The 25,738-nt window shown below is 73.3% G+C and carries 22 protein-coding genes; 14 read left to right on the top strand and 8 right to left on the bottom strand.

Annotated features, from left to right (window positions below):
* Positions 1-79: 79 nt before the first annotated feature.
* From ABLM29_RS14550 to ABLM29_RS14535, 4 genes are all read right to left on the bottom strand, one after another.
* Positions 80-1,306 (bottom strand): PQQ-dependent sugar dehydrogenase, encoded by a 1,227-nt coding sequence (locus tag ABLM29_RS14550; RefSeq protein ID WP_349714843.1) that lies wholly within the window; start codon positions 1,304-1,306, stop codon positions 80-82.
* Positions 1,307-2,221: an alpha/beta fold hydrolase gene (locus ABLM29_RS14545; protein WP_349714842.1), complete on the bottom strand. Its 915-nt coding sequence runs from the start codon at positions 2,219-2,221 to the stop codon at positions 1,307-1,309. It abuts the gene before it with no gap.
* Positions 2,222-2,289: 68 nt separating this feature from the next.
* The gene (locus ABLM29_RS14540) at positions 2,290-2,535 is read right to left on the bottom strand and encodes a hypothetical protein (protein WP_349714841.1); all 246 of its coding nucleotides are present in this window, start codon (positions 2,533-2,535) and stop codon (positions 2,290-2,292) included.
* A gap of 128 nt (positions 2,536-2,663) precedes the next feature.
* A complete protein-coding gene (locus ABLM29_RS14535; RefSeq protein WP_349714840.1) occupies positions 2,664-3,554 on the bottom strand; it encodes an EamA family transporter in 891 nt (296 codons plus the stop codon).
* Between the two features lie 184 nt (positions 3,555-3,738).
* Between ABLM29_RS14535 and ABLM29_RS14530 the strand changes: the two genes are divergently transcribed.
* The 8 genes from ABLM29_RS14530 (at position 3,739) to ilvC (ending at position 13,423) form a co-directional block, all read left to right on the top strand.
* Complete coding sequence (locus tag ABLM29_RS14530) at positions 3,739-4,821, top strand: WD40/YVTN/BNR-like repeat-containing protein (RefSeq protein WP_349714839.1); 1,083 nt, start codon at positions 3,739-3,741, stop codon at positions 4,819-4,821.
* Between the two features lie 189 nt (positions 4,822-5,010).
* Positions 5,011-6,858 carry a dihydroxy-acid dehydratase gene (gene ilvD, locus ABLM29_RS14525; protein ID WP_349714838.1) on the top strand — a complete coding sequence of 616 codons (1,848 nt, stop codon included), beginning with the start codon at positions 5,011-5,013 and terminating at the stop codon, positions 6,856-6,858.
* A complete protein-coding gene (locus ABLM29_RS14520) occupies positions 6,855-7,871 on the top strand; it encodes a hypothetical protein (protein ID WP_349714837.1) in 1,017 nt (338 codons plus the stop codon). Before ilvD ends, ABLM29_RS14520 begins: the two co-directional genes overlap by 4 nt.
* A gap of 19 nt (positions 7,872-7,890) precedes the next feature.
* On the top strand, positions 7,891-8,622 hold the full coding sequence (locus tag ABLM29_RS14515; RefSeq protein ID WP_349714836.1) for a GNAT family N-acetyltransferase: 732 nt from the start codon (positions 7,891-7,893) through the stop codon (positions 8,620-8,622).
* A 190-nt stretch (positions 8,623-8,812) separates the two neighbouring features.
* Positions 8,813-9,679 (top strand): CHAD domain-containing protein, encoded by an 867-nt coding sequence (locus tag ABLM29_RS14510; protein ID WP_349714835.1) that lies wholly within the window; start codon positions 8,813-8,815, stop codon positions 9,677-9,679.
* A gap of 315 nt (positions 9,680-9,994) precedes the next feature.
* A complete protein-coding gene (locus tag ABLM29_RS14505; protein ID WP_349714834.1) occupies positions 9,995-11,755 on the top strand; it encodes an acetolactate synthase large subunit in 1,761 nt (586 codons plus the stop codon).
* On the top strand, positions 11,755-12,291 hold the full coding sequence (gene ilvN / locus ABLM29_RS14500) for an acetolactate synthase small subunit (RefSeq protein WP_349714833.1): 537 nt from the start codon (positions 11,755-11,757) through the stop codon (positions 12,289-12,291). The genes ABLM29_RS14505 and ilvN overlap by 1 nt, the downstream gene beginning before the upstream one ends.
* Positions 12,292-12,397: 106 nt before the next feature.
* On the top strand, positions 12,398-13,423 hold the full coding sequence (ilvC, locus tag ABLM29_RS14495) for a ketol-acid reductoisomerase (RefSeq protein WP_349714832.1): 1,026 nt from the start codon (positions 12,398-12,400) through the stop codon (positions 13,421-13,423).
* A gap of 85 nt (positions 13,424-13,508) precedes the next feature.
* Here ilvC and ABLM29_RS14490 read toward each other — a convergent pair whose 3' ends face one another.
* From ABLM29_RS14490 to ABLM29_RS14480, 3 genes are all read right to left on the bottom strand, one after another.
* Positions 13,509-15,533, bottom strand: a complete 2,025-nt coding sequence (locus ABLM29_RS14490; protein ID WP_349714831.1) for a hypothetical protein — start codon at positions 15,531-15,533, stop codon at positions 13,509-13,511.
* A gap of 175 nt (positions 15,534-15,708) precedes the next feature.
* Entirely contained in the window at positions 15,709-16,551 is an 843-nt protein-coding gene (locus ABLM29_RS14485; protein ID WP_349714830.1) for an ABC transporter permease, read from the bottom strand.
* Positions 16,548-17,447, bottom strand: a complete 900-nt coding sequence (locus ABLM29_RS14480) for an ABC transporter ATP-binding protein (RefSeq protein ID WP_349714829.1) — start codon at positions 17,445-17,447, stop codon at positions 16,548-16,550. Before ABLM29_RS14480 ends, ABLM29_RS14485 begins: the two co-directional genes overlap by 4 nt.
* Positions 17,448-17,539: 92 nt before the next feature.
* On the opposite strand from ABLM29_RS14480, the gene ABLM29_RS14475 reads away from it, so the two are divergent.
* The 5 genes from ABLM29_RS14475 to serA all read left to right on the top strand — a co-directional run bounded on the left by ABLM29_RS14475 (position 17,540) and on the right by serA (position 23,614).
* Positions 17,540-18,328 (top strand): DsbA family oxidoreductase, encoded by a 789-nt coding sequence (locus ABLM29_RS14475; RefSeq protein ID WP_349714828.1) that lies wholly within the window; start codon positions 17,540-17,542, stop codon positions 18,326-18,328.
* 80 nt (positions 18,329-18,408) lie between these two features.
* The gene (efeU, locus tag ABLM29_RS14470) at positions 18,409-19,296 is read left to right on the top strand and encodes an iron uptake transporter permease EfeU (RefSeq protein WP_349714827.1); all 888 of its coding nucleotides are present in this window, start codon (positions 18,409-18,411) and stop codon (positions 19,294-19,296) included.
* 65 nt (positions 19,297-19,361) lie between these two features.
* Positions 19,362-20,558 carry an iron uptake system protein EfeO gene (gene efeO, locus ABLM29_RS14465; protein WP_349714826.1) on the top strand — a complete coding sequence of 399 codons (1,197 nt, stop codon included), beginning with the start codon at positions 19,362-19,364 and terminating at the stop codon, positions 20,556-20,558.
* Positions 20,559-20,571: 13 nt separating this feature from the next.
* Complete coding sequence (gene efeB / locus ABLM29_RS14460; protein ID WP_349714825.1) at positions 20,572-21,840, top strand: iron uptake transporter deferrochelatase/peroxidase subunit; 1,269 nt, start codon at positions 20,572-20,574, stop codon at positions 21,838-21,840.
* A gap of 178 nt (positions 21,841-22,018) precedes the next feature.
* A complete protein-coding gene (serA, locus tag ABLM29_RS14455) occupies positions 22,019-23,614 on the top strand; it encodes a phosphoglycerate dehydrogenase (protein ID WP_349714824.1) in 1,596 nt (531 codons plus the stop codon).
* 82 nt (positions 23,615-23,696) lie between these two features.
* Here the strand turns inward: serA and ABLM29_RS14450 are convergent, their stop codons facing one another.
* Entirely contained in the window at positions 23,697-25,082 is a 1,386-nt protein-coding gene (locus ABLM29_RS14450; protein ID WP_349714823.1) for a wax ester/triacylglycerol synthase family O-acyltransferase, read from the bottom strand.
* Positions 25,083-25,201: 119 nt separating this feature from the next.
* Here ABLM29_RS14450 and ABLM29_RS14445 point away from each other — a divergent pair.
* The coding region (locus ABLM29_RS14445) for a wax ester/triacylglycerol synthase domain-containing protein (RefSeq protein WP_349714822.1) at positions 25,202-25,738 on the top strand (537 nt) is incomplete at its 3' end.

The following is a 25,738-nucleotide window of genomic DNA, read 5'->3' as shown; positions in this document are numbered from 1 at the left end:
CAGGGCGCGAGTCGGCACAAACTGACGCGTTCGAGCGTGAGTTTGTGCCGACTCGCGTGCGAGTTTGTGCCGACTCGCGTCAGGGCTCGATCAGCAGGATCCGGTCGTCGCCCTCGGTCGGCTCCCCGCGGCCGTCCCGGTTGCTGGTGGTCACCCACAGCCGCCCGTCCGGCGCGAGCTCGACGGTGCGCAGCCGCCCGTACCCGCCGTCGCGGCCGTCCATCAGGTACGCCGTGGGGTCGCTCGCCCGCCCGCCGGCGACCGTGATCCGCCACAGCCGCTCGCCCTTGAGGGCGGCCATCCACAGGTGGCCGTCGACGAAGGCCAGCCCGGCCGGGGAGGCGTCGTCGGGGGACCACGTCAGTGCCGGCTGGGCGTAGCGGCCCGCGCCGCCGCGTCCCTCGACGACCGGCCACCCGTAGTCCTCGCCGGGCACGATCCGGTTCAGCTCGTCGGCGGTGTCCTGGCCGAACTCCGAGGCCCAGAGCTGGCCCTGGCCGTCGAAGGCCAGGCCCTCGATGTTGCGGTGGCCCCAGGACCAGACGGTGGTGCCGAACGGGTTGTCCGGCGCGGGCTCGCCGTCGGTGGTGATCCGCAGGATCTTGCCGGCGTAGGAGCCGCGGTCGCGGGCGAGCGACGACTCGCCCGCCTCGCCGGTGCTGACGTAGAGGTAGCCGTCGGGGCCGAACCTCAGCCGCCCGCCGTCGTGGATGAACCCGTTGGGGATGCCGGTCAGCACCGGGGTCGTCGCGCCCAGGCCGGAGCCGGTCAGCCGTGCCCTCACCACGCGGTTGTCCGTGGCGGTGCAGACGTAGAAGTAGAGGGTCCGGTCGCGGGAGAACGTCGGCGACACGGCGACCCCGAGCAGCCCGGCCTCGCCCCGGGCGGCGGTCTGGGGCAGCGTGCCGACCTCGGTCACGGTGCCCTCCCGGTCGCTCCCGGAGGGTGGGGCGGTCACGACGAGGACCCGGCCGCTGTCCCGCTCGGTGACCACGGCTCGACCGTCCGGCAGGAAGTCCAACCCCCACGGCGTGGCCAGGCCGGTGGCCACGGTCGCGACCACGTCCGGTACCCCGTCGGGGTCGAAGGGCGCGCTGCCCGTCGTGCCGGTGCCGCGGCCCGTCCCGTCCTCCGAGGTGGCGTCGTCGGTCGCGGAGGCGGACGCGTCCGTGCTGGGGGCGGCGGTCAGGCTCGGCGAGACCACCACGACGCTCTCGTTGCCGCCCTGGCTGCAGCCGGCGAGCGCCGACGCCGCGACCGCGGCGGCGACCACCGCGATCCGCCCGGCGCGGGCGCGGTGCCGCACTCAGTCCACCTGCTCCAGGAAGTCCTTCAGCAGCCACTGGATCTCCTCGGGCCGCTCCAGCGGCAGGAAGTGGCTGTTGGGGAACTCGAAATAGTCGGCGTCGATCATCCGGGCGGCCGCGGTCGCCATGTCCCGGGCGCCGGCCAGGACGTCGTACTTCGACGCCACGAAGCGGGCGGGGACGCGGACCGAGCTCAGCGAGACGCGCGCGTGCTCCGACGTGCTCAGCGCCAGGTGGGCGTACCAGTCGACCGGCGTGGTGAGGAACTCCGCGACGCCCTCCGCCGCGGCCTCCGGGTCGGCGACGGGCAGCATGAAGCCGGTGTGGCTGAGCATCCCGATCGTCCGCGGCCCGACCGGGATCCGCCGGACCAGCGGCGTCAGGGCGCGGCCCAGCAGCGTCCCGGCGCGCGCGATGTTGACCGTGATCGCCCGCGCCACGGGGCGCGGCAGGTGGAGCGGGCCGAGCATCGTCGCGAAGGTGTCGCCGGGCACCCCGCAGACGGCGAAGAGGCCGCGGACGCGCTCCGGGTTGCGGTGGGCCAGCTCGAACATCGTGTTCACGCCCATCGACCAGCCCATCAGCACCGTGCGGTCGAGGTCGAAGTGGTCCATCACCGAGAGCGCGTCCTCGACGAAGTGCTCGATGCGCACGTGGTCGGGGTCGCGGGGGCGCTCGGAGCCGCCGACGCCGCGGTGGAACCAGGAGACCACGCGGACCCCGCAGTCGGGCTCGAGCAGGCCGGGCCACAGGTGCGGGTTGGTGCCCAGCCCGTTGCAGAGGACCACCGTCGGACCCTCGATCGTGCCCTCCGGGTCGTTGGTCCAGGCCCGCAGGTGCGTCCCGTCGTCGGAGAGGATGTCGTGGAAGGACAGCGACGCCCGCGCGGCTTCACGGGAGGTGGAGGGCGGCATGCGCCGATTCTGCACGAGTACGGCGGCGCCGACGCGCAGATCCGCCGGGTGATCCCTCGCGCGCCGGATCAGGCGTGGATGCGGTCCGCGGCGGCCTCGTCGTCCGGGCCGGTCGCTCGTGCCGTCGACCGCTCCGCGAGGAACCGGTCGACCTCCTCGCGGTCCGCGCGCCGGTCGGCGCAGTCGGTGGCGGCGACCATCGCGTTGCGGCGCGCCTGTTCCTGGGCGTGGACGGGCCAGGCGCGCAGGTGGCGGGCGAGGCGGGGGAGCGGACCGAGCAGGGGGAGGGGAAGGGCACCGAGAAGAGAGGTCATCGTTGGGGGCTTTCGACGATGGCGGGGAATGCGCCCCACCGTAGGAGGACTGGCGGGGGGCGAGGTCACGGGGGCGTGACATCTCGATGAAGGGCCGTGGCCGCGGTCGCCGCGGTCGCCTGGTTCGCTCAGTCCGGCGCCGGCGCGGCCTGGCGCGGGCCGGCGGCGCGGGTGGCGCCGATGCTGGCGGCGACCACGCAGCCGATCGCGAGCCACTGCGCCGGCGCGAGCGTCTCGCCGACGACCAGCAGGCCGACCAGCGCCGCGGCGGCCGGCTCGAGGCTCATCAGCACCCCGAAGGTGGCCGCGGGGAGGCGGCGCAGCGCCACCAGCTCCGCGCTGTAGGGGACCACGGAGCTGAGCAGCCCGACGGCGGCGCCGAGCAGCAGGATGCGGGTGTCGGCCAGGCCGCCGGCGTCGACGCCGACGAGACCGGGGGTGACCACGACGAGCGCCACCACGCTGGCCACCGCCAGGCCGTCCAGCCCGGGCCACTGCCGCCCGGTCCGAGCGCTCAGCAGGATGTAGGAGGCCCAGGCCGCGCCTGCGAGCAGCGCGAAGCCGACCCCGAGCGGGTCGAGGCCGCTGCGCTCGGCGCCGAGCAGCACGACGCCCACGCCGGCCAGCGCCACCCAGGCCAGGTCCCGGCGCCGGCTGAACCCCAGCGCCGCCAGTGTCAGGGGGCCGACGAACTCGAAGGTGACCGCGACGCCGATCGGGATCCGGGAGAACGACTGGTAGATCGCCCAGTTCATCACCCCCAGGCTCGCGCCGAAGGCCAGCACGGTCAGCCACTCCTCCCGGGTGCGGCCGCGCAGCCGCGGGCGGGCGAGGGCGACGAGGACCAGCGAGCTGGTGGCCAGCCGCAGCCAGACGATGGCGGTCGGCTCGACCTCGTCGAACAGGGTCTTGGCGACACCGGCGCCGAGCTGGACCGACGCGATGCCGACCAGGACCAGCGCCACCGCCAGCCCGAGGGGTGGGGCGCCGGCACGGGATCGGATCGACGGCGCTGGCACCGGGCCAATCTAGGGGGAGCCGCGGTCTGCCCGGCCACGGGGAGGGCCGCCGGCGTACGTCCCTGGTGGTGGGTGTCGGTGGGTGCCACGATGCTGGGAGCGATGAGTTCGGACCCGCCCGCGGGTCCACTCCTTGATCCGGTCGGTGACGGCGGAGCGAGGCCTCCGCGGAAGTGAGGCGACGATGACCACGGTGCTGTTGGTCGGCACGCGCAAGGGGCAGTGGGTGGGGCGGTCCGAGGACCGCGCGTCGTGGGAGTTCAGCGGACCCCACCACGACATGGAGGAGGTGTACTCCGGCCTGGTCGACGCCCGCGGCGAGGGACCGCCGCGGATGTTCGCCGGCGCCTCCTCGATGTGGCTCGGCCCGCAGGTCCGCTGGTCCGACGACCTCGGCGAGAGCTGGCAGGAGACCGCCGGCGGCGGGGTGAGGTTCCCCGAGGGGGTGGGCGCGAGCGTCGAGCGGATCTGGCAGCTCGTGCCCGGCACCACCGAGGGCGTCGTCTGGGCCGGCACCGAGCCCGGCGCGGTCTGGCGCTCCGAGGACCGCGGGGAGACCTTCGCGCTGATGGAGGGCCTGTGGAACCACCCGCACCGGGAGCAGTGGGGCGCGGGGTTCGGCGGCCAGGCGTTCCACACGATCCTGCCGCACCCGACCGACCCGGACTCGGTGACGGTGGCGATCTCCACCGGCGGCGTCTACCGGACCACCGACGGCGGCGCGACCTGGGAGCCGCGGAACAAGGGCATCCGGGCCGACTTCCTGCCCGAGGGCCAGCAGTACCCCGAGTTCGGCCAGTGCGTGCACAAGGTGACCCGCCACCCCAGCCGTCCCGAGCGGCTCTACCTGCAGAACCACGGCGGGGTCTACCGCTCCGACGACGAGGGCGGGGCCTGGACCTCCATCGCCGACGGCCTGCCCAGCGACTTCGGCTTCCCGGTGGTGGTGCACCCGCACCGCCCGGACACGATCTACGTCTTCCCGCTGGGCAGCGGCGCCGGCCGGTACCCGCCGGGCGGGAAGGCCCGGGTGTGGCGCAGCGACGACGCGGGGGAGTCCTGGACGCCGTACGACGCCGGGCTGCCCGACCCCTGCTACGTCGCCGTGATGCGGGACGCGATGTGCATCGACTCCCACGACCCCGCCGGGCTCTACCTCGGCGGGCGCAACGGGGCGGTGTGGGCGTCGGTCGACGACGGCGAGACGTTCACCGAGATCGTGGCGGACCTGCCGGACGTGATGTCGTTGAAGGTCGGGGTGGTCTGAGGGCGGTGGCGTCGGGATCACCGGTCGACCGGTGATTCCGACGCTTGACAGGCGTTGCAATGCCTGTCAAGCGCATGAATCACCTGTCGACCGGTGATTCGTGGGGCGCGTGGGACGAACACCGACCCGCCCGATCTCAGCACCACCGCCCCCGCGCCCGCCGGCACACCACCGGCGTAGCCTTGACCCATGCCGATCCTCCGCTCCGCGACGTCCACCCAGGGCCGCAACATGGCCGGCGCGCGCGCCCTGTGGCGCGCCACCGGGATGACCGACTCCGACTTCGGCAAGCCGATCGTGGCGATCGCCAACTCCTTCACCGAGTTCGTGCCGGGCCACGTGCACCTGCGCGACATGGGCAAGCTGGTCGCCGGGTCGGTGGTCGAGGCCGGCGGCGTGGCCAAGGAGTTCAACACGATCGCCGTCGACGACGGCATCGCGATGGGCCACGGCGGCATGCTCTACTCGCTGCCGAGCCGCGAGTTGATCGCCGACGCCGTGGAGTACATGGTGCAGGCGCACTGCGCCGACGCCCTGGTCTGCATCTCCAACTGCGACAAGATCACCCCGGGCATGCTGCTGGCCGCGCTGCGGCTCAACATCCCCACGGTCTTCGTCTCCGGCGGCCCGATGGAGGCCGGCAAGACGGTCGCGATCGAGGGCATCGTCCACGAGAAGCTGGACCTGGTCGACGCGATGGTGGCCGCCGCCAACGACGCCGTCACCGACGAGCAGCTGGACACGATCGAGCGCTCCGCGTGCCCGACGTGCGGCTCCTGCTCGGGCATGTTCACGGCGAACTCGATGAACTGCCTGACCGAGGCGATCGGCCTGTCGCTGCCCGGCAACGGCTCGACGCTGGCCACGCACGCCGCCCGCAAGGACCTCTTCCTCGAGGCGGGCCGCCTGGTCGTCGACCTGGCCAAGCGCTACTACGAGAACGACGACGAGTCGGTGCTGCCCCGCGCCATCGCCACCCGCCCGGCGTTCGAGAACGCCGTCGCGCTGGACGTCGCCATGGGTGGCTCGACCAACACCGTGCTGCACCTGCTGGCCGCGGCCCGCGAGGCCGAGCTCGACTTCACGGTGCACGACATCGACGCGATCTCCCGCAAGGTGCCCTGCCTGTCGAAGGTCGCCCCGAACAGCCCGAAGTACCACATGGAGGACGTCCACCGCGCCGGCGGCATCCCCGCCCTGCTGGGCGAGCTGCACCGCGGCGGCGTGCTGAACACCGACGTCCACTCGGTCCACTCGGCAGGCGTCGAGGAGTGGCTGGGCGAGTGGGACATCCGCAGCGGTACGGCGAGCCAGCAGGCCCTTGACCTCTTCCTCGCCGCCCCCGGCGGGGTGCGCACGACCGAGCCGTTCTCGACCACGAACACCTGGGCGAGCCTCGACACCGACGCCGCCGACGGCTGCATCCGCGACCTCGAGCACGCCTACTCCGCCGACGGCGGACTGGCGATCCTGTCCGGCAACATCGCCCCCGACGGCTGCGTGGTGAAGACCGCCGGCGTCCCCGAGGAGTGCCTGGTGTTCCGCGGCACGGCCAAGGTCTACGAGTCCCAGGACGACGCCGTGCAGGGCATCCTGGACCGCTCCGTCGACGCCGGCGACGTGGTCGTGATCCGCTACGAGGGCCCCAAGGGCGGCCCTGGCATGCAGGAGATGCTCTACCCGACCTCCTTCCTCAAGGGCCGCGGGCTGGGCCAGAAGTGCGCCCTGATCACGGACGGCCGGTTCTCCGGCGGCACCAGCGGACTCTCCATCGGGCACATCTCGCCCGAGGCGGCCGGTGGTGGCCTGATCGCGCTGATCGAGGACGGCGACCCGATCTTCATCGACATCCCGAACCGCGTGCTCAGCCTCGAGGTCGACGACCTGGTGATCGGTGAGCGGCGGGCCGCGCAGGAGAAGCGCGACCGCCCCTACACCCCGGTCGACCGGCAGCGTCCGGTCTCCGCGGCGCTGCGCGCCTACGCCTCGATGGCCACCGCGGCCTCCGACGGCGCCTACCGCCGCGTCCCGGAGTGAGCGCACCGCTCCGCGCGTACGACGGGACCACCGGGGCGGTCCTCGCCCACCTGGCGATCGCCGCCCTGCTGCTGCTCGCGCTCGGCGTGCGGCTGGCCGACGAGCGGGCGGACGCGCCGCTCGCGGACACCCTGGTGGGCCCCGCCGCGGGAGAGGCGGCCGACGGCGCCGCGGTCCGGTCCGCCGTCGGCGGCGGCGAGGGGGGCGACGCCGAGTCCGCCGCCGCGACCGCCCCGCGGTGGCGCACCGAGCCGGTCTTCGCCCCGGGCCGCACCCTGGTCGCCTACTACGGCACCGCCGGCAGCGGCGCCCTCGGCGTGCTGGGCGAGCGGGACCCGGCGGCGTCGCACCGGCGGCTGGTCCGGGCCGCCCGGCCCTTCGCCGGCGGGGACGGCGAGGCGCAGCCGGTCTACGAGCTGATCGTCACCATCGCCGACGCCCATCCGGGTCGCGACGGGGACTTCAACCACGACATCGACCGCGCCGCCGTACGCCGCTACCTGGCCGCCGCGCGCCGGCAGGGCGCGCTGGTGCTGCTCGACGTGCAGCCCGGCCGCGCCGACTTCGCCCAGGTGGCCCGGCGCTGGGCCTGGGCGCTGCGGCGGCCGCACGTCGGGCTGGCGCTGGACCCCGAGTGGCGGATGGCACGGGGCCAGGTCCCCGGCCGGGTGCTCGGCTCGGTGCGCGCCGCCGAGGTCAACCGGGTCTCGGCCTGGCTGTCGGCGATGGTGGTGCGCCGCGACCTGCCGGAGAAGCTGCTGGTCGTGCACCAGTTCCGCACCTCGATGCTGCCCGACGCGGAACGGGTCCGCGACCGCCGCGGCCTCGCGCTGGTGCAGCACGTCGACGGCTTCGGCACGCCCCGGCAGAAGCTGGACACCTACCGGGTGGTGGCCCGGCCGGACACGTTCAGGATGGGCTTCAAGCTCTTCTACGACGAGGACAGCCGGCTGATGCGCCCGCGCGAGGTCGCCGCGATCCGCCCCCGCGTCCGGTTCGTCTCCTACCAGTGAGCACCCAGGAGGAATGCCCGTGAGCGAGTCCGCCCGGCCCGCCCGGCCCGCCCAGCCGGTCGGGGCGCCGGTCCCCGGCTGGGAGCCGCGTCCCCGGCCCGAGCCGGTCACCCTGACAGGCGCGCACGTGCGGGTCGAGCCGCTCACCTCGGCCCGCTACTCCGAGCTGTTCGCGGCGACCTGCGGCGACGGCGACGACGACCTGTGGACCTACCGGCCGGTCGAGCGACCGACCGGCCTCGCCACGCTCTGGATGCACCTGGCCGGGGTGCTCGACCGTCCCGAGGACCTCACCTTCGCCCTCGTCCCGCTCGCCGGGCCGGCGGCGGGGACGGCGGCCGGGATCGCGTCGTACCTGCGGATCGAGCCCACCCACGGGCAGATCGAGGTCGGCGGCATCCTGCTCTCGAAGGCGCTCCAGCGGACGGCCGCGGCGACCGAGGCGATCCACCTGCTGATGCGCCACGCCCTCGACGACCTGGGCTACCGCCGGTTCGAGTGGAAGTGCGACAGCCTCAACGAGCCGTCGCGCCGGGCGGCCGCCCGGCTCGGCTTCGCCCACGAGGGGCGGTTCCGGAACCACCTGGTGGTGAAGGGCCGCAACCGCGACACCGACTGGTTCTCGGTCACCGACGCCGAGTGGCCCGCCGTGCGCGAGGCCCACGAGCGCTGGCTGGACCCGGCGAATTTCGACGACGCGGGCCGCCAGCGGACGGCCCTGAGCGAGGCGACCGCCACGATCCGGCCCTGAGCCTGGAATCACCGATCCTCGGCTACTACGCGGCCCCATACGGGCGCGCTGGCTTCGTTGGCGACGCTCAACGGTGCAACCAGACCGCCAGCGCGCCGCCGCCTTGCCATCACACCCGTCTGGTGCCGCTCGCTACGCCGACGATCGGTGATTCCAGGCTGATCCACCCGGCAGGTGGCAGGCTTTCGCCATGGCGCCCGCGGTCACCACCGGTGAGATGGTCTCGGCCGTGATCGCCGACCTGACCGGGCGGATCGACCAGCGGCTGCCCGCCGCGGTCGCCGACGAGCCCGACGGCGTCCACCGCCTGCGCACGTCGGTACGCCGGCTGCGGACCGTCCTGTCCGAGTTCGACGGACAGCTGCGCCGGCGCCCGACCAAGGAGCTGCGCCACCAGCTGGGCGACCTCGGCGCGGTGCTCGGCGTGGCGCGGGACCTCGAGGTCCGCGCCGACCTGTGCGACGCCGTGCTCGAGCGGGTGGACCTGGCGCGGCTGCGCCCGGACCTGGTGGCGCCGCTGCGGGCCGAGCACGACGGCGCGCACCGAACCTTCGCGGCGTGGTGCGACGGCGTCGCGGCGCGGGCCCTGATGGGCACCCTCGGCGACTGGGGCGCCGCGCCGCCGCTCAAGCGCGCCGACCGGTCCGCGGTGAAGGTCGCCCGTCGGCTCGTGCTCGCGCGGGCCGACCGGACGCTCGCGCTGGTGCCCGCGGCGCTGCCGTCGGAGGCGCTGGCGGCGACCCCGCCCGAGGCGCTGCACGAGCTGCGCAAGCAGGCCCGGCGGCTGCGCCACGTCGCCGAGGCGGTCACCAAGCCGCCGGCCGAGGTGCTCGGGGAGGACGTCGCGGTGCTGGGCGCCGCGGGCTCGGCGATCCAGTCGACGCTGGGCGACCACCGCGACGCGCTGCTGCTGGCCGAGTACGTGGAGGGGGTGGCGCCGGCCGCGGCGCCGTACGCCTCCGTCGCCGCGGAGGCCCGCGAGCAGGCGTGCGCGGCGCTCTCCGCCCTGCCCGCCGACGTCGAGCGGCTGGCGGAGGCGCGGAGCGCGATGGGGTGAGGGCGGCGGGCCGGGCAGGGCCGGGGCCGCCTGATGGCGGGCGGGTTTCGCCGCCGTGACGGCCCCGGACGACCCGCGCACGAGCAGCCCGGACACGTCCCGATCGTGAGACGGCTGTCTTGTCATTTGGGACGCATGAGAGAGTGGCGTGGACGGGACGACGTACGACCGCGTACGGTGGCCGCATGCGCCACCTTCTCGTACGCACCGGACGCGACGACTGACACCCAGTCACGCGTCCACCCCTCGTTGCCCGGCAACAGAGGGGTTTTTTGTTGAGTACGACGACCACGAGCACACGAAGGACAACGCGGAATGAGTGAGCAGCAGCGCTCCGGGGGATCGATCACCGGAGCTCAGAGCCTGGTGCGGTCGCTGGAGGCGGCCGGGGTCACCGACATCTTCGGGATCCCGGGCGGCGCGATCCTCCCGGCCTACGACCCGCTCATGGACAGCTCGATCCGGCACATCCTGGTCCGCCACGAGCAGGGCGCCGGCCACGCCGCCCAGGGCTACGCCGCGGCGACCGGCAAGGTCGGCGTCTGCATGGCGACCTCGGGCCCGGGTGCGACCAACCTGGTCACCCCGCTCGCCGACGCGCACATGGACAGCGTCCCGATGGTGGCCGTCACCGGCCAGGTCGGCGCGTCGCTGATCGGCACGGACGCGTTCCAGGAGGCCGACATCCGCGGCATCACGATGCCGATCACCAAGCACAACTTCCTGGTCACCGACCCGGCCGAGATCCCGACCAAGATCGCCGAGGCGTTCCACATCGCCAGCACCGGCCGCCCCGGCCCGGTCCTGGTCGACGTGACCAAGTCGGCCCTGCAGGCGATGACCGACTTCCGCTGGCCGAGCGAGATCACGCTGCCCGGCTACCGCCCCGTGACCCGCCCGCACGCCAAGCAGATCCGCGAGGCCACCCGCCTGCTGCTGGAGGCCCGCAAGCCGGTCCTGTACGTCGGCGGCGGCACCATCCGCGCCGGCGCGGCCAAGGAGCTGCGCACCTTCGCCGAGCTCACCGGCATCCCGGTCGTGACCACCCTGATGGCCCGGGGCGCCTTCCCCGACAGCCACCCGCAGCACCTCGGCATGCCCGGCATGCACGGCACGGTCGCCGCGGTCGCCGGCCTGCAGAAGAGCGACCTGATCATCAGCCTCGGCGCGCGCTTCGACGACCGCGTCACCGGCAACCTGGACTCCTTCGCCCCGGAGGCGAAGATCATCCACGCCGACATCGACCCGGCGGAGATCGGCAAGAACCGCCACGCGGACGTCCCGATCGTGGGCGACGTGCGGGAGGTGCTGATCGACCTGACCACCGCGATCCGCTCCGAGTACGACGCCGGCAACACCGGCGACTACGAGGGCTGGGTCGCCTTCTGCGCCGGCGTGAAGAAGAAGTACCCGCTCGGCTACGAGCGGCCCGCCGACGGCGGCCTCGCCCCGCAGTACGTGATCGAGCGCCTCGGCGCGATCTCCGGCTCGGAGACGATCTTCACCGCGGGCGTCGGCCAGCACCAGATGTGGGCCGCGCAGTTCGTCGGGTACGAGCACCCGAACACGTGGCTCAACTCCGGCGGCCTGGGCACCATGGGCTACGCCGTGCCCGCCGCGATGGGCGCCAAGGTCGGCATGCCGGACAGCACGGTCTGGGCGGTCGACGGCGACGGCTGCTTCCAGATGACCAACCAGGAGCTGGCCACCTGCGCGATCAACAACATCCCGATCAAGGTCGCGGTCATCAACAACGAGTCGCTCGGCATGGTGCGCCAGTGGCAGACGCTCTTCTACAACGAGCGCTACTCCAACACCGACCTGCACTCCAAGCGGATCCCGGACTTCGTGAAGCTCGCCGACGCCTACGGCTGCGTGGGCCTGGCCTGCGAGTCGCCGGAGGACGTGGACGCCACGATCGCCAAGGCGATGGAGATCAACGACGTGCCGGTCGTGGTCGACTTCCGGGTCCACCGCGACGCCATGGTGTGGCCGATGGTCGCCGCCGGCACCAGCAACGACGACATCAAGTACGCGCGCGACCTCGCGCCCCAGTTCGACGAGGACGACCTCTGATGGCCACCCACACCCTGTCGGTCCTGGTCGAGGACAAGCCCGGCGTCCTGACCCGGATCGCCGCCCTGTTCTCCCGCCGCGGCTTCAACATCGAGTCGCTGGCCGTGGGCCCGACCGAGCACGCCGAGATCTCCCGGATGACGATCGTCGTCAACGTCGAGTCCTCGCCGCTGGAGCAGGTCACCAAGCAGCTCAACAAGCTGGTCGAGGTGATCAAGATCGTCGAGCTCGAGCCGTCGGCCTCGGTGGCCCGCGAGCTCGTGCTGGTCAAGGTCGCCGCCACGGCGGAGACCCGGGGCCAGGTGCTCGACCTGGTCCAGCTCTTCCGCGCCAAGGTGGTCGACATCGCCTCCGACGCGGTCACCGTCCAGCTGGTCGGCAACGCCGACAAGATCGCCGACTTCCTGCGGATCGTCGAGCCGTTCGGCGTCCGCGAGCTGGTCCAGAGCGGCATGGTCGCGATCGGCCGCGGCGCCCGCTCGATCTCCGAGCGGGGCAAGCCGGTCGCCGTGCCGGTCCCGCCGGCCGCCGGCTGACCCCGCCCACCGTCCACGCGTCACCGACGCGCACAATCCACACCAGCGAACAGCGCCGCACCGGGCCGACCGGCAGCGCACACCATCACCGAAGGAGAGGCCACCAGTGGCTGAGATGTTCTACGACGACGACGCCGACCTGACCCTGATCCAGGGCAAGAACGTCGCCGTCATCGGTTACGGCAGCCAGGGCCACGCCCACGCGCTCAACCTGCGCGACTCCGGCGTCGACGTCCGCGTCGGCCTCAAGGAGGGCTCGAAGAGCCGGGCGAAGGCCGAGGAGGAGGGCCTGCGCGTGCTCACGCCGCGCGAGGCCGCGGAGGAGGCCGACGTCATCGTCATCCTCGCCCCCGACCAGGTCCAGCGCCACCTGTACGCCGACGAGATCGCCCCCGCGCTCGCCGAGGGCGACACGCTGGTCTTCGGCCACGGCTTCAACATCCGCTTCGGCTACATCCAGCCGCCGGCCGGTGTCGACGTCATCCTGGTCGCCCCGAAGGCCCCGGGCCACACCGTGCGCCGCGAGTACGTCGCCGGCCGCGGCATCCCGGACATCATCGCCGTCGAGCAGGACGCCTCGGGCCAGGCGTGGGAGGTCGCGAAGTCCTACGCCAAGGCCATCGGCGGCACCCGCGCCGGCGTCATCAAGACCACCTTCACCGAGGAGACCGAGACCGACCTGTTCGGTGAGCAGGCGGTCCTCTGCGGCGGCATGTCGCACCTCGTCCAGGCGGGCTTCGAGACCCTGACCGAGGCCGGCTACCAGCCCGAGATCGCCTACTTCGAGGTGCTCCACGAGCTCAAGCTGATCGTCGACCTGATGTGGGAGGGCGGCATCGCCAAGCAGCGCTGGTCGATCTCCGACACCGCCGAGTACGGCGACTACGTCTCCGGCCCGCGCATCATCGACGCCGGCGTGAAGGCGCGGATGAAGGACGTGCTGGCCGACATCCAGAGCGGTGCCTTCGCTGAGCGCTTCATCGGCGACCAGGACAACGGTGCCGCCGAGTTCCTCAAGCTCCGCGAGGAGGAGGCCGGCCACCCGATCGAGGCGACCGGCAAGGAGCTGCGGGCGCACTTCTCGTGGCAGCAGGCCGACAAGGACTACACCGAGGGCTCGGCCGCTCGCTGAGCCCCGCGCGCCGGCGCGACCGGCACGCACCAGCACGACGCCCCGCGGGTCGATGACCCGCGGGGCGTCGTGCTGTTCCGGCGGCTCAGGGGCCGACGAAGATCTGGCCGGTCGACCACCGGGTGCCGCTGATCCCGCTGCCGGTCACCCGGCTCCAGGAGCCGCCGACCTTCGTGCCGGTCAGGGGGAGCCGCCACAGCTCGCCCTGCTCGTCCGTGGTCGACATCCCCGCGTAGAGCCGACCGCCGGCGTAGAACAGGTTCACCGGGTAGCGCAGCGCCGGGGTGGCGGCGCCGGTGAGGGTGTGCTCCTGGGCGCCGACGACCAGGCTGTCCGGCGAGAACCAGCGCCAGTAGACGTTCCGGTCGAGGGTCTTGGTGTAGTAGATCCGCCCGTCGGCGTAGGTCATCGCCGCGAGCTGGGACATGGAGGCGTAGAACGTCGGCGCCATCCCTCGGTACGACGTGGTGGCGCCGCCCACGGAGACGTCGCTCCAGGTCGGGTCGTTGTAGGGGTCGATGGGCACGTCGGCGCCGAAGGTGGTGCCGGTGAACGTGCGGTAGTGCAGTCGGTTGTCCGTCGAGCCGTGGACGAGCTTGTCGCCGATCATGAAGGCACCGCGGAACGAGGCCGCGCTGGGGTTGTTGGCCCCGGGCAGCGCCGCCGGCGCGGTGGCGGTGGTGCCGGTGAACGTCCGGGCGGTGATCGTCGAGCCGTTCAGCTGGTAGAGGTCGCGGGGGAGCGTCGCGGCGGGTTGGGAGACCGGTGCTGCGCCGCCCTGCACGGGGAAGAACGCGATGCGCTCGCGCCGGTACTGCGACCTCCCGATGTAGCTGGTGTCGGAGCCGACGTAGATGCCGTCGTCGGTGGCGAGCAGCTCCTCGGCGCCGATCCCGCGCGGGTGGCGGCCGGGGTTCCAGGCCAGGGGCAGGCCGCTCACCGGGTCCAGGGCGGCGATACCGGGGCGGGGCACCTGGCCGGCCTGGCGGTCCGCCCCGCTCTGCACCGCGTTGAGCCACTTCTGGTGGCCGCCCACGTAGACCGCGGTGTCGGTGACCGCCACCGAGAGCAGCGAGTCCTGCCCGGTCCAGGCGGTCCAGGTCGGCTCCACCTGCTGCCCGCCGGGGGCGACGTCGAAGCGGGAGGCGGCGTCGCAGAGGGTGCCCTTGAACCCGGAGCCGCTCGCCGCGACGACGAAGTAGCTGCCGTCGGGGGAGAAGTCGACGTCGCGCAGGTAGTAGTCGAACGCCTTCCTCTGGCAGTCCGGCGTGTAGCGCAGGGTGCGCCAGCCCGTGTCGACCCGCGCCGCGGAGTCGCCGAGCCGGATCAGCACGACCTGGTCCCGCGCGTAGCCGTCGACCTTCTGGAAGTTGCCGATCGCGACCATCCGCGACCCGTCCGGCGACACGGCGACCTTGGCGACGCCGACCGGGGCCTTCGCCCCGTTCGCGCCGGCGGTCCAGTTGTGGTGCTCCGCGACGCCGATGGTGAGGTAGTCCTGCAGCGCACCGGTGGTGGCGTTGAGGCTGGCCAGCCCGCCGCGCGGCTCCCCGTTGAACTTGCTGAACGCCCCGGAGACGATCAGCCTCCGGCCGGTGAGGGCGAGGTCGAGGACGCTCCCGTTCGGCACCGGCTTGGTGAACCCGGAGGCGACGGCGCCGGTGGTCGCGTCGAGCTTGACCAGGTTGCGCACCTTGGCGGCGCCGGCGGACTTGAAGGTGCCACCGACGAAGACGGCGGAGCCGTCGGCGGTCGGCGCGATCGCGTTGACGGTGTTGTCCAGCGCCGGCGCGAAGGTCCGGTCGATCACGCCGGTGGCCTGGTCGAACCGGAGCAGGTACGGCGTGCTGAGGGTCGCGCCGCCGGCCGGGTCCTGGGCGGTGGTGAACGTGCCGCCGACGTAGATCCAGGGGCCGCTCTGGGCGATGGCGTGCGTCTTGCCGTCGAGGATCTGCGGCGTCGTCGAGGCCGGCACTGCCGAGGCGACGACCCCGTGGCCGACCGGGTCGGCGGTCGCCGGCGCGGTGGCGGCGGCGAGCGGGAGCAGGAGTGCCGCGACGGCGGCGGCGAGCGGGCGCCTCCAACCGGCACGACGGCGTGCAGACGTCATTCGGTGTCCCCCCGGACAACTGGAAGTGAGGGCACACCCTCGCAGCGCCGGGTGGGTGGCCGAGCCGCGGATGGCGCCCACATCGCCCAAAACGGTGATAGACGCGACCTCCCCGCACCGTGGTGGGTGCGGGGAGGTCGCGTCTCAGCAGGTCAACCCCCGGGTGGGTGGGTCCTCACTTCACCTCGGAGCGGAGCAGCGTCCACACCCCGACGGCCAGCGGCAGCGCCACCCACAGGGTCGTGGTGACGGCCAGCTGGGCCCACATCTGGCCGGTCAGGTGGAGGCCGTCGAAGAGCGGGTAGGTGGCCGTGTTCAGCTCGAACCACGCCGCGTTGTCGAGCCACCACTGCTGGACGCCCTCCAGCGCCGCGGAGATGCCCGGGATCACGAAGGACCACACGAAGTAGCCGATGATGCCGGCGGCCGAGTTGCGCAGCAGCACGCCCAGGGTGAAGCCGACCAGCATGACCAGCTCGTTGGCCAGCACGATCTGGCCGAACTCGCGGGCGCTGATGTCCCAGACCGGGTCGACGCCGGCGATGGCGGTGCCGACCAGGTTGCCGACGGCGCCCACCCCGAGGGCGACGACCATCGAGACCGCGGCGATCGCGACCGCCAGCGCGGCCTTCGCGCCGATCACCCGGCCGCGGCTCGGCACCAGGGTGAAGGTGGTCAGCCCGGTGCGCTGGCTCCACTCGCTGGTCACCGAGAGGATCGCGACCATCGGCAGGACCACCGACATCGGGATCCCGATCGCGGCGGCGAACGTGCCGTAGGTCAGGTCCTCGCGGGCGCTGAAGATGATGACCGCTGCTGTCGCGGTGATCGACAGCAGCACGATGCTGACCATCAGCCAGAACCCCGAGCGGGTGTCGAACATCTTGCGGAGCTCGACGCCGAGCACCCGCGAGGTGGGGATCGGGGCGGGCACGCTCCGTGCGTGGCGGGCGGGCAGGAGGCCGGTGACGGCATCCGTGGCGGCGGCGGTGCCGGGCTCGTAGGTCGTGGCGCTCATGCTGCGACTCCTTCGCGCTGGGTGGCGGCGGTGAGCTCCAGGAAGATCTCCTCGAGGCCGGCGCCGTCGGCGGCGCGGAGCTCGGTCAGGGGGATGCCGGCCGCGAACGCGGCGTGGCCGACGCGGGCCAGGTCGGCCTCGGCGCGCAGGGCGTCGTGGCCGGAGGGGTGGACGGTGATGCCGGCGCCGGAGAGCGCGGCGCCGAGTGCCACGGTGTCGGCGGCGCGGACCAGGGTGCCGGCGGTGGCGAGCAGCTCCTCCTTGGTGCCGCCCGCCACGATCTCGCCGTTGCCGATCACGACCAGGTCGTCGGCGATCACCTCGATCTCGTGCAGCAGGTGCGAGGAGAGCAGCACGGTGCCGCCGGCGTCGGCGAAGCTGCGCAGCAGGTCCCGCATCCAGCGGATGCCCGCCGGGTCCAGGCCGTTGGCCGGCTCGTCCAGGATCAGCACCTCGGGGCCGCCGATCAGCGCCGCGGCGATGCCGAGGCGCTGGCGCATGCCGAGGGAGTAGTTGCGGACCCGGCGGCCCGCCTCCTGCTCGGTCAGGCTGACCAGGTCGAGCATCTCGTCCACCCGGGCCTTCGGGACGCCGACGGTGCGCGCGGCCAGGGTCAGGATCTCCCGCCCGGTCCGCCCGGCGTGCTGGGCGGAGGCGTCGAGCAGCACGCCGACCTCGCGCCCGGGGTTGGGCAGGTCGGCGTAGCGGCGGCCGAGGACGGTGACCGAGCCGGAGGTCGGCTCGGTCAGCCCGACCATGACCCGCATGGACGTGGACTTCCCGGCGCCGTTGGGCCCGAGAAAGCCGGTCACGCGACCGGCCTGCGCGGTGAAGCTGACGTGGTCGACGGCGGTGTAGCCGCCGTACCTCTTGGTCAGGTCGTTGACGATGATCATGGCTGTCAGCCTGGCCGCCGCGGGGCCCGGCCCGCGTCCGGCAGAGCCCTGGCTTCGGCCCCGGAGCGACCCTGAGTCCCGGCTCAGGGTCTGTGACCGAACCCTCAGGGTCGGCGGCCGGGACCGGGAAGCGCGGCGCCGCCGGCGTCGTTGCACCGACCATGCGCATCGACATCTGGTCCGACGTGGTCTGCCCCTGGTGCTCGATCGGCAAGAAGCGCCTGGAGCGGGCGCTCGCCGACTTCGAGCACGCCGACGACGTCGAGGTGGTCTACCACTCCTTCCTGCTCGACCCCTCGGCCCCGGTCACGCCGGTCGAGACCTCGCGCGAGGCGATCGCCCGCAAGTACGGGATCAGCCTCGAGCAGGCGGCGCAGGCCCAGGCGCGCGTCGACGCCCTGGCCGCGGAGGAGGGCATGACCTGGGACCAGAGCGCCACGCCGCACGTCAGCACCCGCGACGCGCACCGCCTGCTGCACCTGGCGCTGGCCGAGCACGGCGCGGACACGCAGGCCGCCCTCAAGGAGGCGCTGCTCCAGGCGTACTTCGCCGAGGCCCGCAACGTCGGCGACCACGGCGTCCTCGCGGGGATCGCGACCGGGGTCGGCCTGGACGCCGACCGCGTCGCGGCGGTGCTCGGCTCCGAGGAGTACGCCGACGAGGTCTGGGCCGACATCGACCGGGCCGGCGACCTCGGTGCCACCGGCGTGCCGTTCTTCGTGGTCGACGACAGGTACGGGATCTCGGGCGCCCAGCCGGTCGAGCTCTTCGCCCAGGCGCTCCGCCAGGCGTGGGCGGAGCGGAGCCCGCTGCAGGTGCTCACGCCCGACGCCGGCGACGGCGTGGGGGAGGCCTGCGGGCCGGAGGGCTGCTCGGTCTGACGGGCGAGCCGGGACCTCGGTCCCGCAGGATGTGACACCTGGCCCGGGTGGGCGCGGCACAAGTGAGGTAAGGTTTACCTGTGTTCGCGAACTTCCTCATCGGCCTGCGCGAGGGCCTGGAGGCGGCCCTGGTGGTCAGCATCCTGGTCGCCTACCTCGTCAAGACCGACCGCCGCGACCTCCTTCCCCGCATCTGGGCGGGCGTCGGCATCGCCGTCGCGATCTCCCTCGCCTTCGGTGCGGCCCTCACGTTCGGCCCGCGCGGCCTGACCTTCGAGGCGCAGGAGGCGATCGGCGGCGCGCTGTCGATCGTGGCCGTCGGGTTCGTGACCTGGATGATCTTCTGGATGTCCAACGCGGCGCGGGGCCTGGGTGCCGAGCTGCGGGGCCGGATCGACGCCGCCGCCGACGCCGGGCGCTGGTCGCTGGCCGTCGTGGCGATGCTGGCCGTCGGTCGTGAGGGCCTGGAGACGGCGCTCTTCCTCTGGGCCGCCACGCAGGCGGCCACGCGCGACACCGTCGGCGCGATCACCCCGACCTGGGAGCCCCTCGTCGGCGCCGCGCTCGGGCTCGCGGTCGCGGTGGTCCTCGGCTACCTGATCTACCGCGGCGCGATCCGCATCAACCTCAGCCACTTCTTCACCTGGACCGGCGCCTTCCTGATCCTGGTCGCCGGTGGCGTGCTCGCCTACGGGGTGCACGACCTCCAGGAGGCCGGCATCCTGCCCGGCCTGAACAACCTCGCCTTCGACGTCTCCGGCGCGATCCCGCCGTCGTCCTGGTACGGCACCCTGCTCAAGGGGGTCTTCAACTTCTCGCCCGCCACCACCTGGCTCGAGGCCGCCGCCTGGCTGCTCTACGTGGTCCCGGTCGGCACGCTCTTCTTCCTCAACCGCCGCCGTCAGGTGGCACCGGCGCCCGCGGCCCAGCCCGCAGGCTCCTCCGGCTCCAGCCGGACCGCCGCCTGACCGCGGCCCGCGTCTCCCGCACCACCGTCCCCGTCGTAGAGATCGAAACAGGAGAACCCGCTCCCATGCGCAAGACCGCGCTCGCATCCGTGGCCGTGATGGCCCTTGCCCCGGCCCTGGCCGCCTGCACCGAGAACGCCTCCACCGACGCCGGCGGCGAGGGCGCCGACGAGCGGGCGATGACCGTCGCCTCGGACGCCGGGGCCTGCGACCTCTCCGCGACCAGCGCGCCGGCGGGCACGCTCTCCTTCCAGGTGACCAACACCGGGTCGGACGTGACCGAGTTCTACCTGCTCGACGAGGAGGGTCTGCGGATCCTCGGCGAGGTCGAGAACATCGGCCCGAGCCTGACCAAGACCCTGACCGTGACCGCGCCCGAGGGCACCTACACCACCGCCTGCAAGCCGGGCATGGTCGGCGAGGGCATCCGGGCCGCGTTCACCGTCACCGCCTCCGACGAGGAGGTCGAGGTCAGCGCCTCGGACCAGGAGCTGATCGACCAGGCGGAGGCGAACTACCGCGCCTACGTCCAGGACCAGTCCGCGCAGCTGCTGGTCAAGACCGAGGAGTTCGTCGAGCTCTACAAGGCCGGTGACTCCGACGACGAGGCCCGCGAGCTCTACCCGGTCGCCCGCACGCACTGGGAGCGGATCGAGACCGTCGCGGAGTCCTTCGGCGACCTCGACCCGATGATGGACGCCCGCGAGGCCGACGTCGACTTCGCCGCCGGCGAGGAGTGGACCGGCTGGCACCTGATCGAGAAGGACCTCTGGCCCGCCGACGCCGGCAAGTACAAGTCGCTCACCGCCGAGCAGCGCGCGACCTACGCCGACGACCTGATGGCCAACACCGTGGTCCTCGACGAGCGGATCCAGGCGACCGGCGACGACGCGCTGGAGTACCCGATCGACGCGATCGCCAACGGCTCGATCGGCCTGCTCGAGGAGGTCGCGGGCGGCAAGATCACCGGCGAGGAGGAGGCCTGGTCGCACACCGACCTGTGGGACTTCCAGGCCAACGTCGACGGTGCCCGCGTCGCCTACGAGGGCGTGCAGGCGCTGCTGGAGACCAAGGACCCCGACCTCGCCGCCGAGCTGACCGCGAAGTTCGACGACCTGCAGGCGGTGCTCGACCAGCACCGCGAGGGCGAGGGTTTCGTGCTCTACACCGACCTCGGCAAGGATGAGGTCCGCGAGCTCGCCGCGGGCGTCGACGCGCTCGCCGAGCCGCTGTCGCAGCTGACCGCAGCGGTCACCGCCTGAGAGGACACCGCGGATGAGTGACAAGGCCCGCCTGAGCAGGCGCGGACTCCTCGGCGGCGGCGTGGCCGCCGCCGGGCTGGCCGGCGCCTACACGGCGGGCCGCGTCACCTCCCCGGAGACGGCCTCCGCGTCGTCGACCGCGGTGCCGTCCTACCCCTTCCACGGCACCCGCCAGGCCGGCATCGTCACGCCGGCCCAGGACCGGCTCCACTTCGCGGCCCTGGACCTCACCACCGACGACCGCGACGAGGTCATCGACCTGCTCCGGCGGTGGACCGAGGCGGCGGCGCGGATGACCCAGGGCGGGTACGCCGGCCCGGTCGGCGCCGTGGAGGGGTCGGTCAACGCCCCGCCGGACGACACCGGCGAGGCGATCGGGCTGCCGCCGAGCAGGCTGACCATCACCTTCGGCTTCGGCCCCGGGATGTTCCGCGACGAGCGCGGCCGCGACCGGTTCGGCATCGCCGACCGCCGGCCGGCCGCGCTCGACCCGCTGCCGACGTTCTCCGCGGACGTGCTCGACGAGCGCCGTACCGGGGGAGACCTCTGCATCCAGGCCTGCGCCGACGACCCGCAGGTCGCCGTGCACGCGATCCGCAACCTGGTCCGGATGGGCTTCGGCCGTACCACCGTGCGCTGGTCGCAGCTCGGCTTCGGGCGCACCTCGACCACGTCGGTCAGCCAAGACACCCCGCGCAACCTGTTCGGGTTCAAGGACGGCACCGCCAACGTGAAGGCCGAGGAGGCCGAGGCGCTCGACGAGCACGTGTGGGTGGACGGCGGGGACGACCCGGCCGCCGCCTGGCTCGCCGGCGGCTCCTACCTGGTGACGCGCCGGATCAACATGACCATCGAGATCTGGGACCGCCAGTCGCTCGAGGCGCAGGAGGAGTTCGTCGGCCGCACGAAGGGCTCCGGGGCGCCGCTGTCCGGCGGCGAGGAGTTCACCGAGCCGGACTTCGACATGCCGGGCAGCGACGGCCCGATCATCCCGACCGACGCCCACGTCCGGGTGGTCCACCCGACGCAGTTCGGCGGCGCCCGGATGCTGCGTCGCGGCTACAACTTCGTCGACGGCAGCAACGACCTGGGCGGGCTGGACGCCGGGCTGTTCTTCATCGCCTACGTGCGCGACCCGCGCACCCACTTCATCCCGCAGCAGCGCGCGATGGCGGCCAACGACGCGCTGATGGAGTACCTGCGCTTCACCGGCCAGGGCATCTTCGCCGTGCCGCCGGGCGTCGCCGAGGGCGAGTACGTCGGGCAGGCGCTGTTCGCGTGAGCCACCTCGTCGTCGGCCGCGGCTGACGGGGTGCGAGAATCCAGGCGCCCGAGGGTCGGTCACATGTTCGTAACATGGCGGCACTCCGGTACTGTGAGGGCCTGCACAGCGTCGTGCCGACACCTCACCCCGCACGCACACACCGCGCCCGTCCCGGGCCTCGCGAAGGATTGCCGCTGTGACTGACCGTCCCGTTGTTCTCATCGCCGAAGAGCTGAGCCCCGCCACGGTGGAGGCGCTCGGCCCGGACTTCGAGATCCGCAACTGCAACGGCGCCGACCGTGCCGAGCTGATCCCGGCGATCGCCGACGTCGACGCGATCCTGGTCCGCTCCGCCACGAAGGTCGACGCCGAGGCCCTGGCCGCGGCCAAGCGCCTCAAGGTCATCGCCCGCGCCGGCGTCGGCCTCGACAACGTCGACGTCAAGGCGGCCACCCAGAACGGTGTCATGGTCGTCAACGCGCCGACCTCCAACATCGTCTCCGCCGCCGAGCTCGCCGTCGCGCTGATGCTCGCCGCCGCCCGCCACGTCTCGCCGGCCCACGCCGCGCTCAAGAACGGCGAGTGGAAGCGCTCGAAGTACACCGGCATCGAGCTGTACGAGAAGACCGTCGGCATCGTCGGCCTGGGCCGGATCGGCGTCCTGGTCGCCCAGCGCCTCTCCGCCTTCGGCATGAAGGTGATCGCCTTCGACCCCTACGTGCAGGCCGGCCGCGCCGCCCAGATGGGCGTGCGCCTGGTCGACCTCGACACCCTGATGGCCGAGTCGGACTTCATGTCCGTGCACCTGCCCAAGACCCCGGAGACCGTGGGCCTGATCGGCGCCGACCAGCTGGCCAAGGCGAAGCAGTCGCTGGTGCTGGTCAACGCCGCCCGCGGCGGCATCGTCGACGAGGCCGCGCTGTTCGACGCGCTCAAGACCGGCCGGATCGCCGGTGCCGGCCTCGACGTGTTCGCCAAGGAGCCGTGCACCGACAGCCCGCTCTTCGAGCTGGAGAACGTGGTCGCCACCCCGCACCTCGGCGCCTCCACGGACGAGGCCCAGGAGAAGGCCGGCATCGCGGTGGCCAAGTCGGTCCGCCTGGCGCTCGCCGGCGAGCTGGTCCCGGACGCGGTCAACGTCCAGGGCGGCGTGATCGCCGAGGACGTGCGCCCCGGCATCCCGCTCACCGAGAAGCTCGGTCAGATCTTCACCGGCGTCGCCGGCGAGGTCGCCCAGCAGCTCGATGTCGAGGTCCGCGGCGAGATCACCGCCCAGGACGTCAAGGTGCTCGAGCTGGCCGCGCTCAAGGGCGTCTTCAGCTCGGTCGTCGACGAGCAGGTCTCCTACGTCAACGCACCGCTGCTGGCCGCCGAGCGCGGCACGGCCGTTCGCCTGATCACCGACCCGGAGAGCCCCGACCACCGCAACCTGATCACCCTGCGCGGCACCCTGGCCGACGGCTCGCAGATCTCGGTCAGCGGCACCCTGGTCGGCATCGCCCAGCGGGAGCGGCTGGTCGAGGTCAACGGCTACGACCTCGACATCGAGGCCACCGACCACCTGGCGTTCATCACCTACTCGGACCGCCCCGGCATGGTCGGCACCGTCGGCCAGATCCTCGGCCAGGCCGAGGTCAACATCGCCGGCATGCAGGTGGCCCGCGACACCAAGGGCGGCCAGGCGCTCGTCGCGCTCTCGGTCGACTCGGCCATCGCGCACGAGGTGCTGGCCGAGATCAGCGACGCGATCGACGCCACCTCGGTGCGCGCGGTCGACCTGACCACGGACTGATCGCGGGCGCCTGCGGGCGCCTCCGGAAGCAGGGTACGGGCCCCGACGTCGTACGGCGTCGGGGCCCGTCGCCGTCCGCCGGTCAGACCCGGCCGGTCCCGCCGAGCTCCCTGAGCTCGTCGAGCTCGGCGCGCAGCCCGGCCACCAGGAGGTCCGGGTCCGGCACGGCGGCGGCGTCGACCTTGAAGCCGACGTGCACCTGGCCGCCGTACCCGATGATCGAGGTCGAGATCGTCTGGTCCGCCGACATGGGGGCCCACGCCCACATCCGGGTGATCGGCCGGCCCGCGAGGTGCAGCGGCACGTCCGGGCCGCGGACGCTCGTGGTGACGCCCGTGGCCTTGCGGGCGAAGAAGTCGGTGACCCGCACGCGGACCCGGGGATGGACCACCCCCATGGCCTCCAGCAGCCCGAAGGTGAGCCAGGCCTCGGGCGAGCGCTTGATGGCCGCCATCCGCGCGGCGGTCTCGGTGAGCCGGCCGAGCGCGGTGTCCGCGGTGACGGGCAGGTCGAGCAGCACCAGCGCGAACTGGTTGCCCAGGTCGTCGGGGCGCAGCGCGGCGGCGCCGCGCAGGTCGACAGGGACCATCGTGGGCAGGTCCTTCCCGGGCGTGCCGCCGTGGTCGTCCAGCCAGCGCCGCAGCGCGCCGGCGACGGCGGCCATCACCACGTCGGTGACGGTCGTCCCCGTCGCCTGCCGCAGCGTGCGCAGGTCGGCCACGTCGATCGGCGGCGCCCACACCGCGAGCTTGGCGTGGTGGGGTGGCCCCGAGAGCGGCGACGCGGGACGGCGGGCGAGGACGAGGTGCTCGGCGACGATCGGGGTGCTGGCCAGCCTGCGCGCACCGGAGGCCGAACGGACGGCCGTGCCCGGCAGCGAGCGCAGCCTCGCGATCGTCCCGGCCTCCGCACGGCCGTCCTGCACGCCGTCGGGCCCGCCGCCCTGCTCGCCGCCCTGCTCGCCGCCCTCCGGGGTGCCGTCGGTGCCGCCGGCGAGGTCCTCGTCGGCCATCGACATCACCACCCGGAACAGGGCGGTGCCGTCGGCGAGCGCATGGTGCAGGCGGGTGTAGATCGCAGTGCCGCCGGCATAGCCGTGCACGACGTGCGCCTCCCACGGCGGATGGCCGCGGTCGAGGGCCCGGGAGAGGTGGCCGGACACGTAGTCCTGCAGGGCGGCGTCGTCGCCGGGCTCCGGCAGGGTCGCCTCGTGCACGTGCCGCTCGAGGTCGAAGTGGGGATCGTCCTCCCACCACTGTCCCGGCCAGGGCAGCCAGGACCACCGGGCGCGCTGCCGGAACCGGGGGTAGGGCTCGAGGAGCCGGTCGCGCAGGAGCTCGAGGTAGGTGGCGCGGTCCAGGTCCCCGCCGACGACCATCAGGCTCTCGACGACCATCAGGTTGTCGGGCTGATCCATCGCCAGCCAGACGTCGTCGACCGGGCGCACGGCCCGCCGCGAGGTGGTCACACCGCCACCGTGCCGTGCTCGGGCGGCGGGCGGCAGGGCCGGAGGTCAGCGCGAGCGGGTCCTTGTGGCCCCTCACCGCGCGCGCCGCGGCAGGGCAGACTGGCCGCGGAGGTGAGCACATGGACCGCCTGACCCCCCTGTCCTACGCGTTCCTGGCGGCCGAGGACGTCGACCCGGCCGCCTGCCTGGTGATCGGCTCGATGGCTGTCCTGGACGGCCCGGCCCCGTCGTTGGCGGAGCTCCGCGAGCTCGTCGCGTCGCGGCTCGACTCTGTCCCGCGCTACCGGCAGCGGGTGGAGGCCAGCAGCCTCGGGCTGCGCGCGCCCGTCTGGGCGGACGCCCCCGGGGTGGAGGTCGCCGACCACGTGACCGCCGTGCGGGTGCCCTCGCCGGGCGGGCGGGCCGAGGTGGCCGCGCTGGTCGCCGAGGTGATGGCCGAGCGGATGGACCGGGACCGGCCGTTGTGGGACGTCACGCTCTGCGAGGGCCTCGAGGACGGCCGGTGGGGGCTGCTCTCGCGGGTGCACCACGCGCTCGCGGACGGCGTCTCCGGCACGGGCCTGTACCGCGTGCTCTTCGACGCCGACGCCGCCGACGCCGCCGAGGCGATCGAGTCGATGCTCGCGCAGGTGCGCGGCGGCACGCAGGACGTGCTC

The organism is Nocardioides sp. YIM 152588, from assembly GCF_040191335.1.
Taxonomy (GTDB): Bacteria; Actinomycetota; Actinomycetes; order Propionibacteriales; family Nocardioidaceae; genus Nocardioides.
This window is presented reverse-complemented; position numbering and strand designations above follow the sequence as displayed.

Coding starts and splice junctions, on each gene's coding strand:
- ABLM29_RS14545 (WP_349714842.1), bottom strand. CDS start 2,221: ATGCCGCCCTCCACCTCCCGTGAAGCCGCGCGGGCGTCGCTGTCCTTC.
- ABLM29_RS14540 (WP_349714841.1), bottom strand. CDS start 2,535: ATGACCTCTCTTCTCGGTGCCCTTCCCCTCCCCCTGCTCGGTCCGCTC.
- ABLM29_RS14530 (WP_349714839.1), top strand. CDS start 3,739: ATGACCACGGTGCTGTTGGTCGGCACGCGCAAGGGGCAGTGGGTGGGG.
- ilvD (WP_349714838.1), top strand. CDS start 5,011: ATGCCGATCCTCCGCTCCGCGACGTCCACCCAGGGCCGCAACATGGCC.
- ABLM29_RS14510 (WP_349714835.1), top strand. CDS start 8,813: ATGGCGCCCGCGGTCACCACCGGTGAGATGGTCTCGGCCGTGATCGCC.
- ABLM29_RS14505 (WP_349714834.1), top strand. CDS start 9,995: ATGAGTGAGCAGCAGCGCTCCGGGGGATCGATCACCGGAGCTCAGAGC.
- ilvN (WP_349714833.1), top strand. CDS start 11,755: ATGGCCACCCACACCCTGTCGGTCCTGGTCGAGGACAAGCCCGGCGTC.
- ABLM29_RS14490 (WP_349714831.1), bottom strand. CDS start 15,533: ATGACGTCTGCACGCCGTCGTGCCGGTTGGAGGCGCCCGCTCGCCGCC.
- ABLM29_RS14485 (WP_349714830.1), bottom strand. CDS start 16,551: ATGAGCGCCACGACCTACGAGCCCGGCACCGCCGCCGCCACGGATGCC.
- ABLM29_RS14480 (WP_349714829.1), bottom strand. CDS start 17,447: ATGATCATCGTCAACGACCTGACCAAGAGGTACGGCGGCTACACCGCC.
- efeO (WP_349714826.1), top strand. CDS start 19,362: ATGCGCAAGACCGCGCTCGCATCCGTGGCCGTGATGGCCCTTGCCCCG.
- efeB (WP_349714825.1), top strand. CDS start 20,572: ATGAGTGACAAGGCCCGCCTGAGCAGGCGCGGACTCCTCGGCGGCGGC.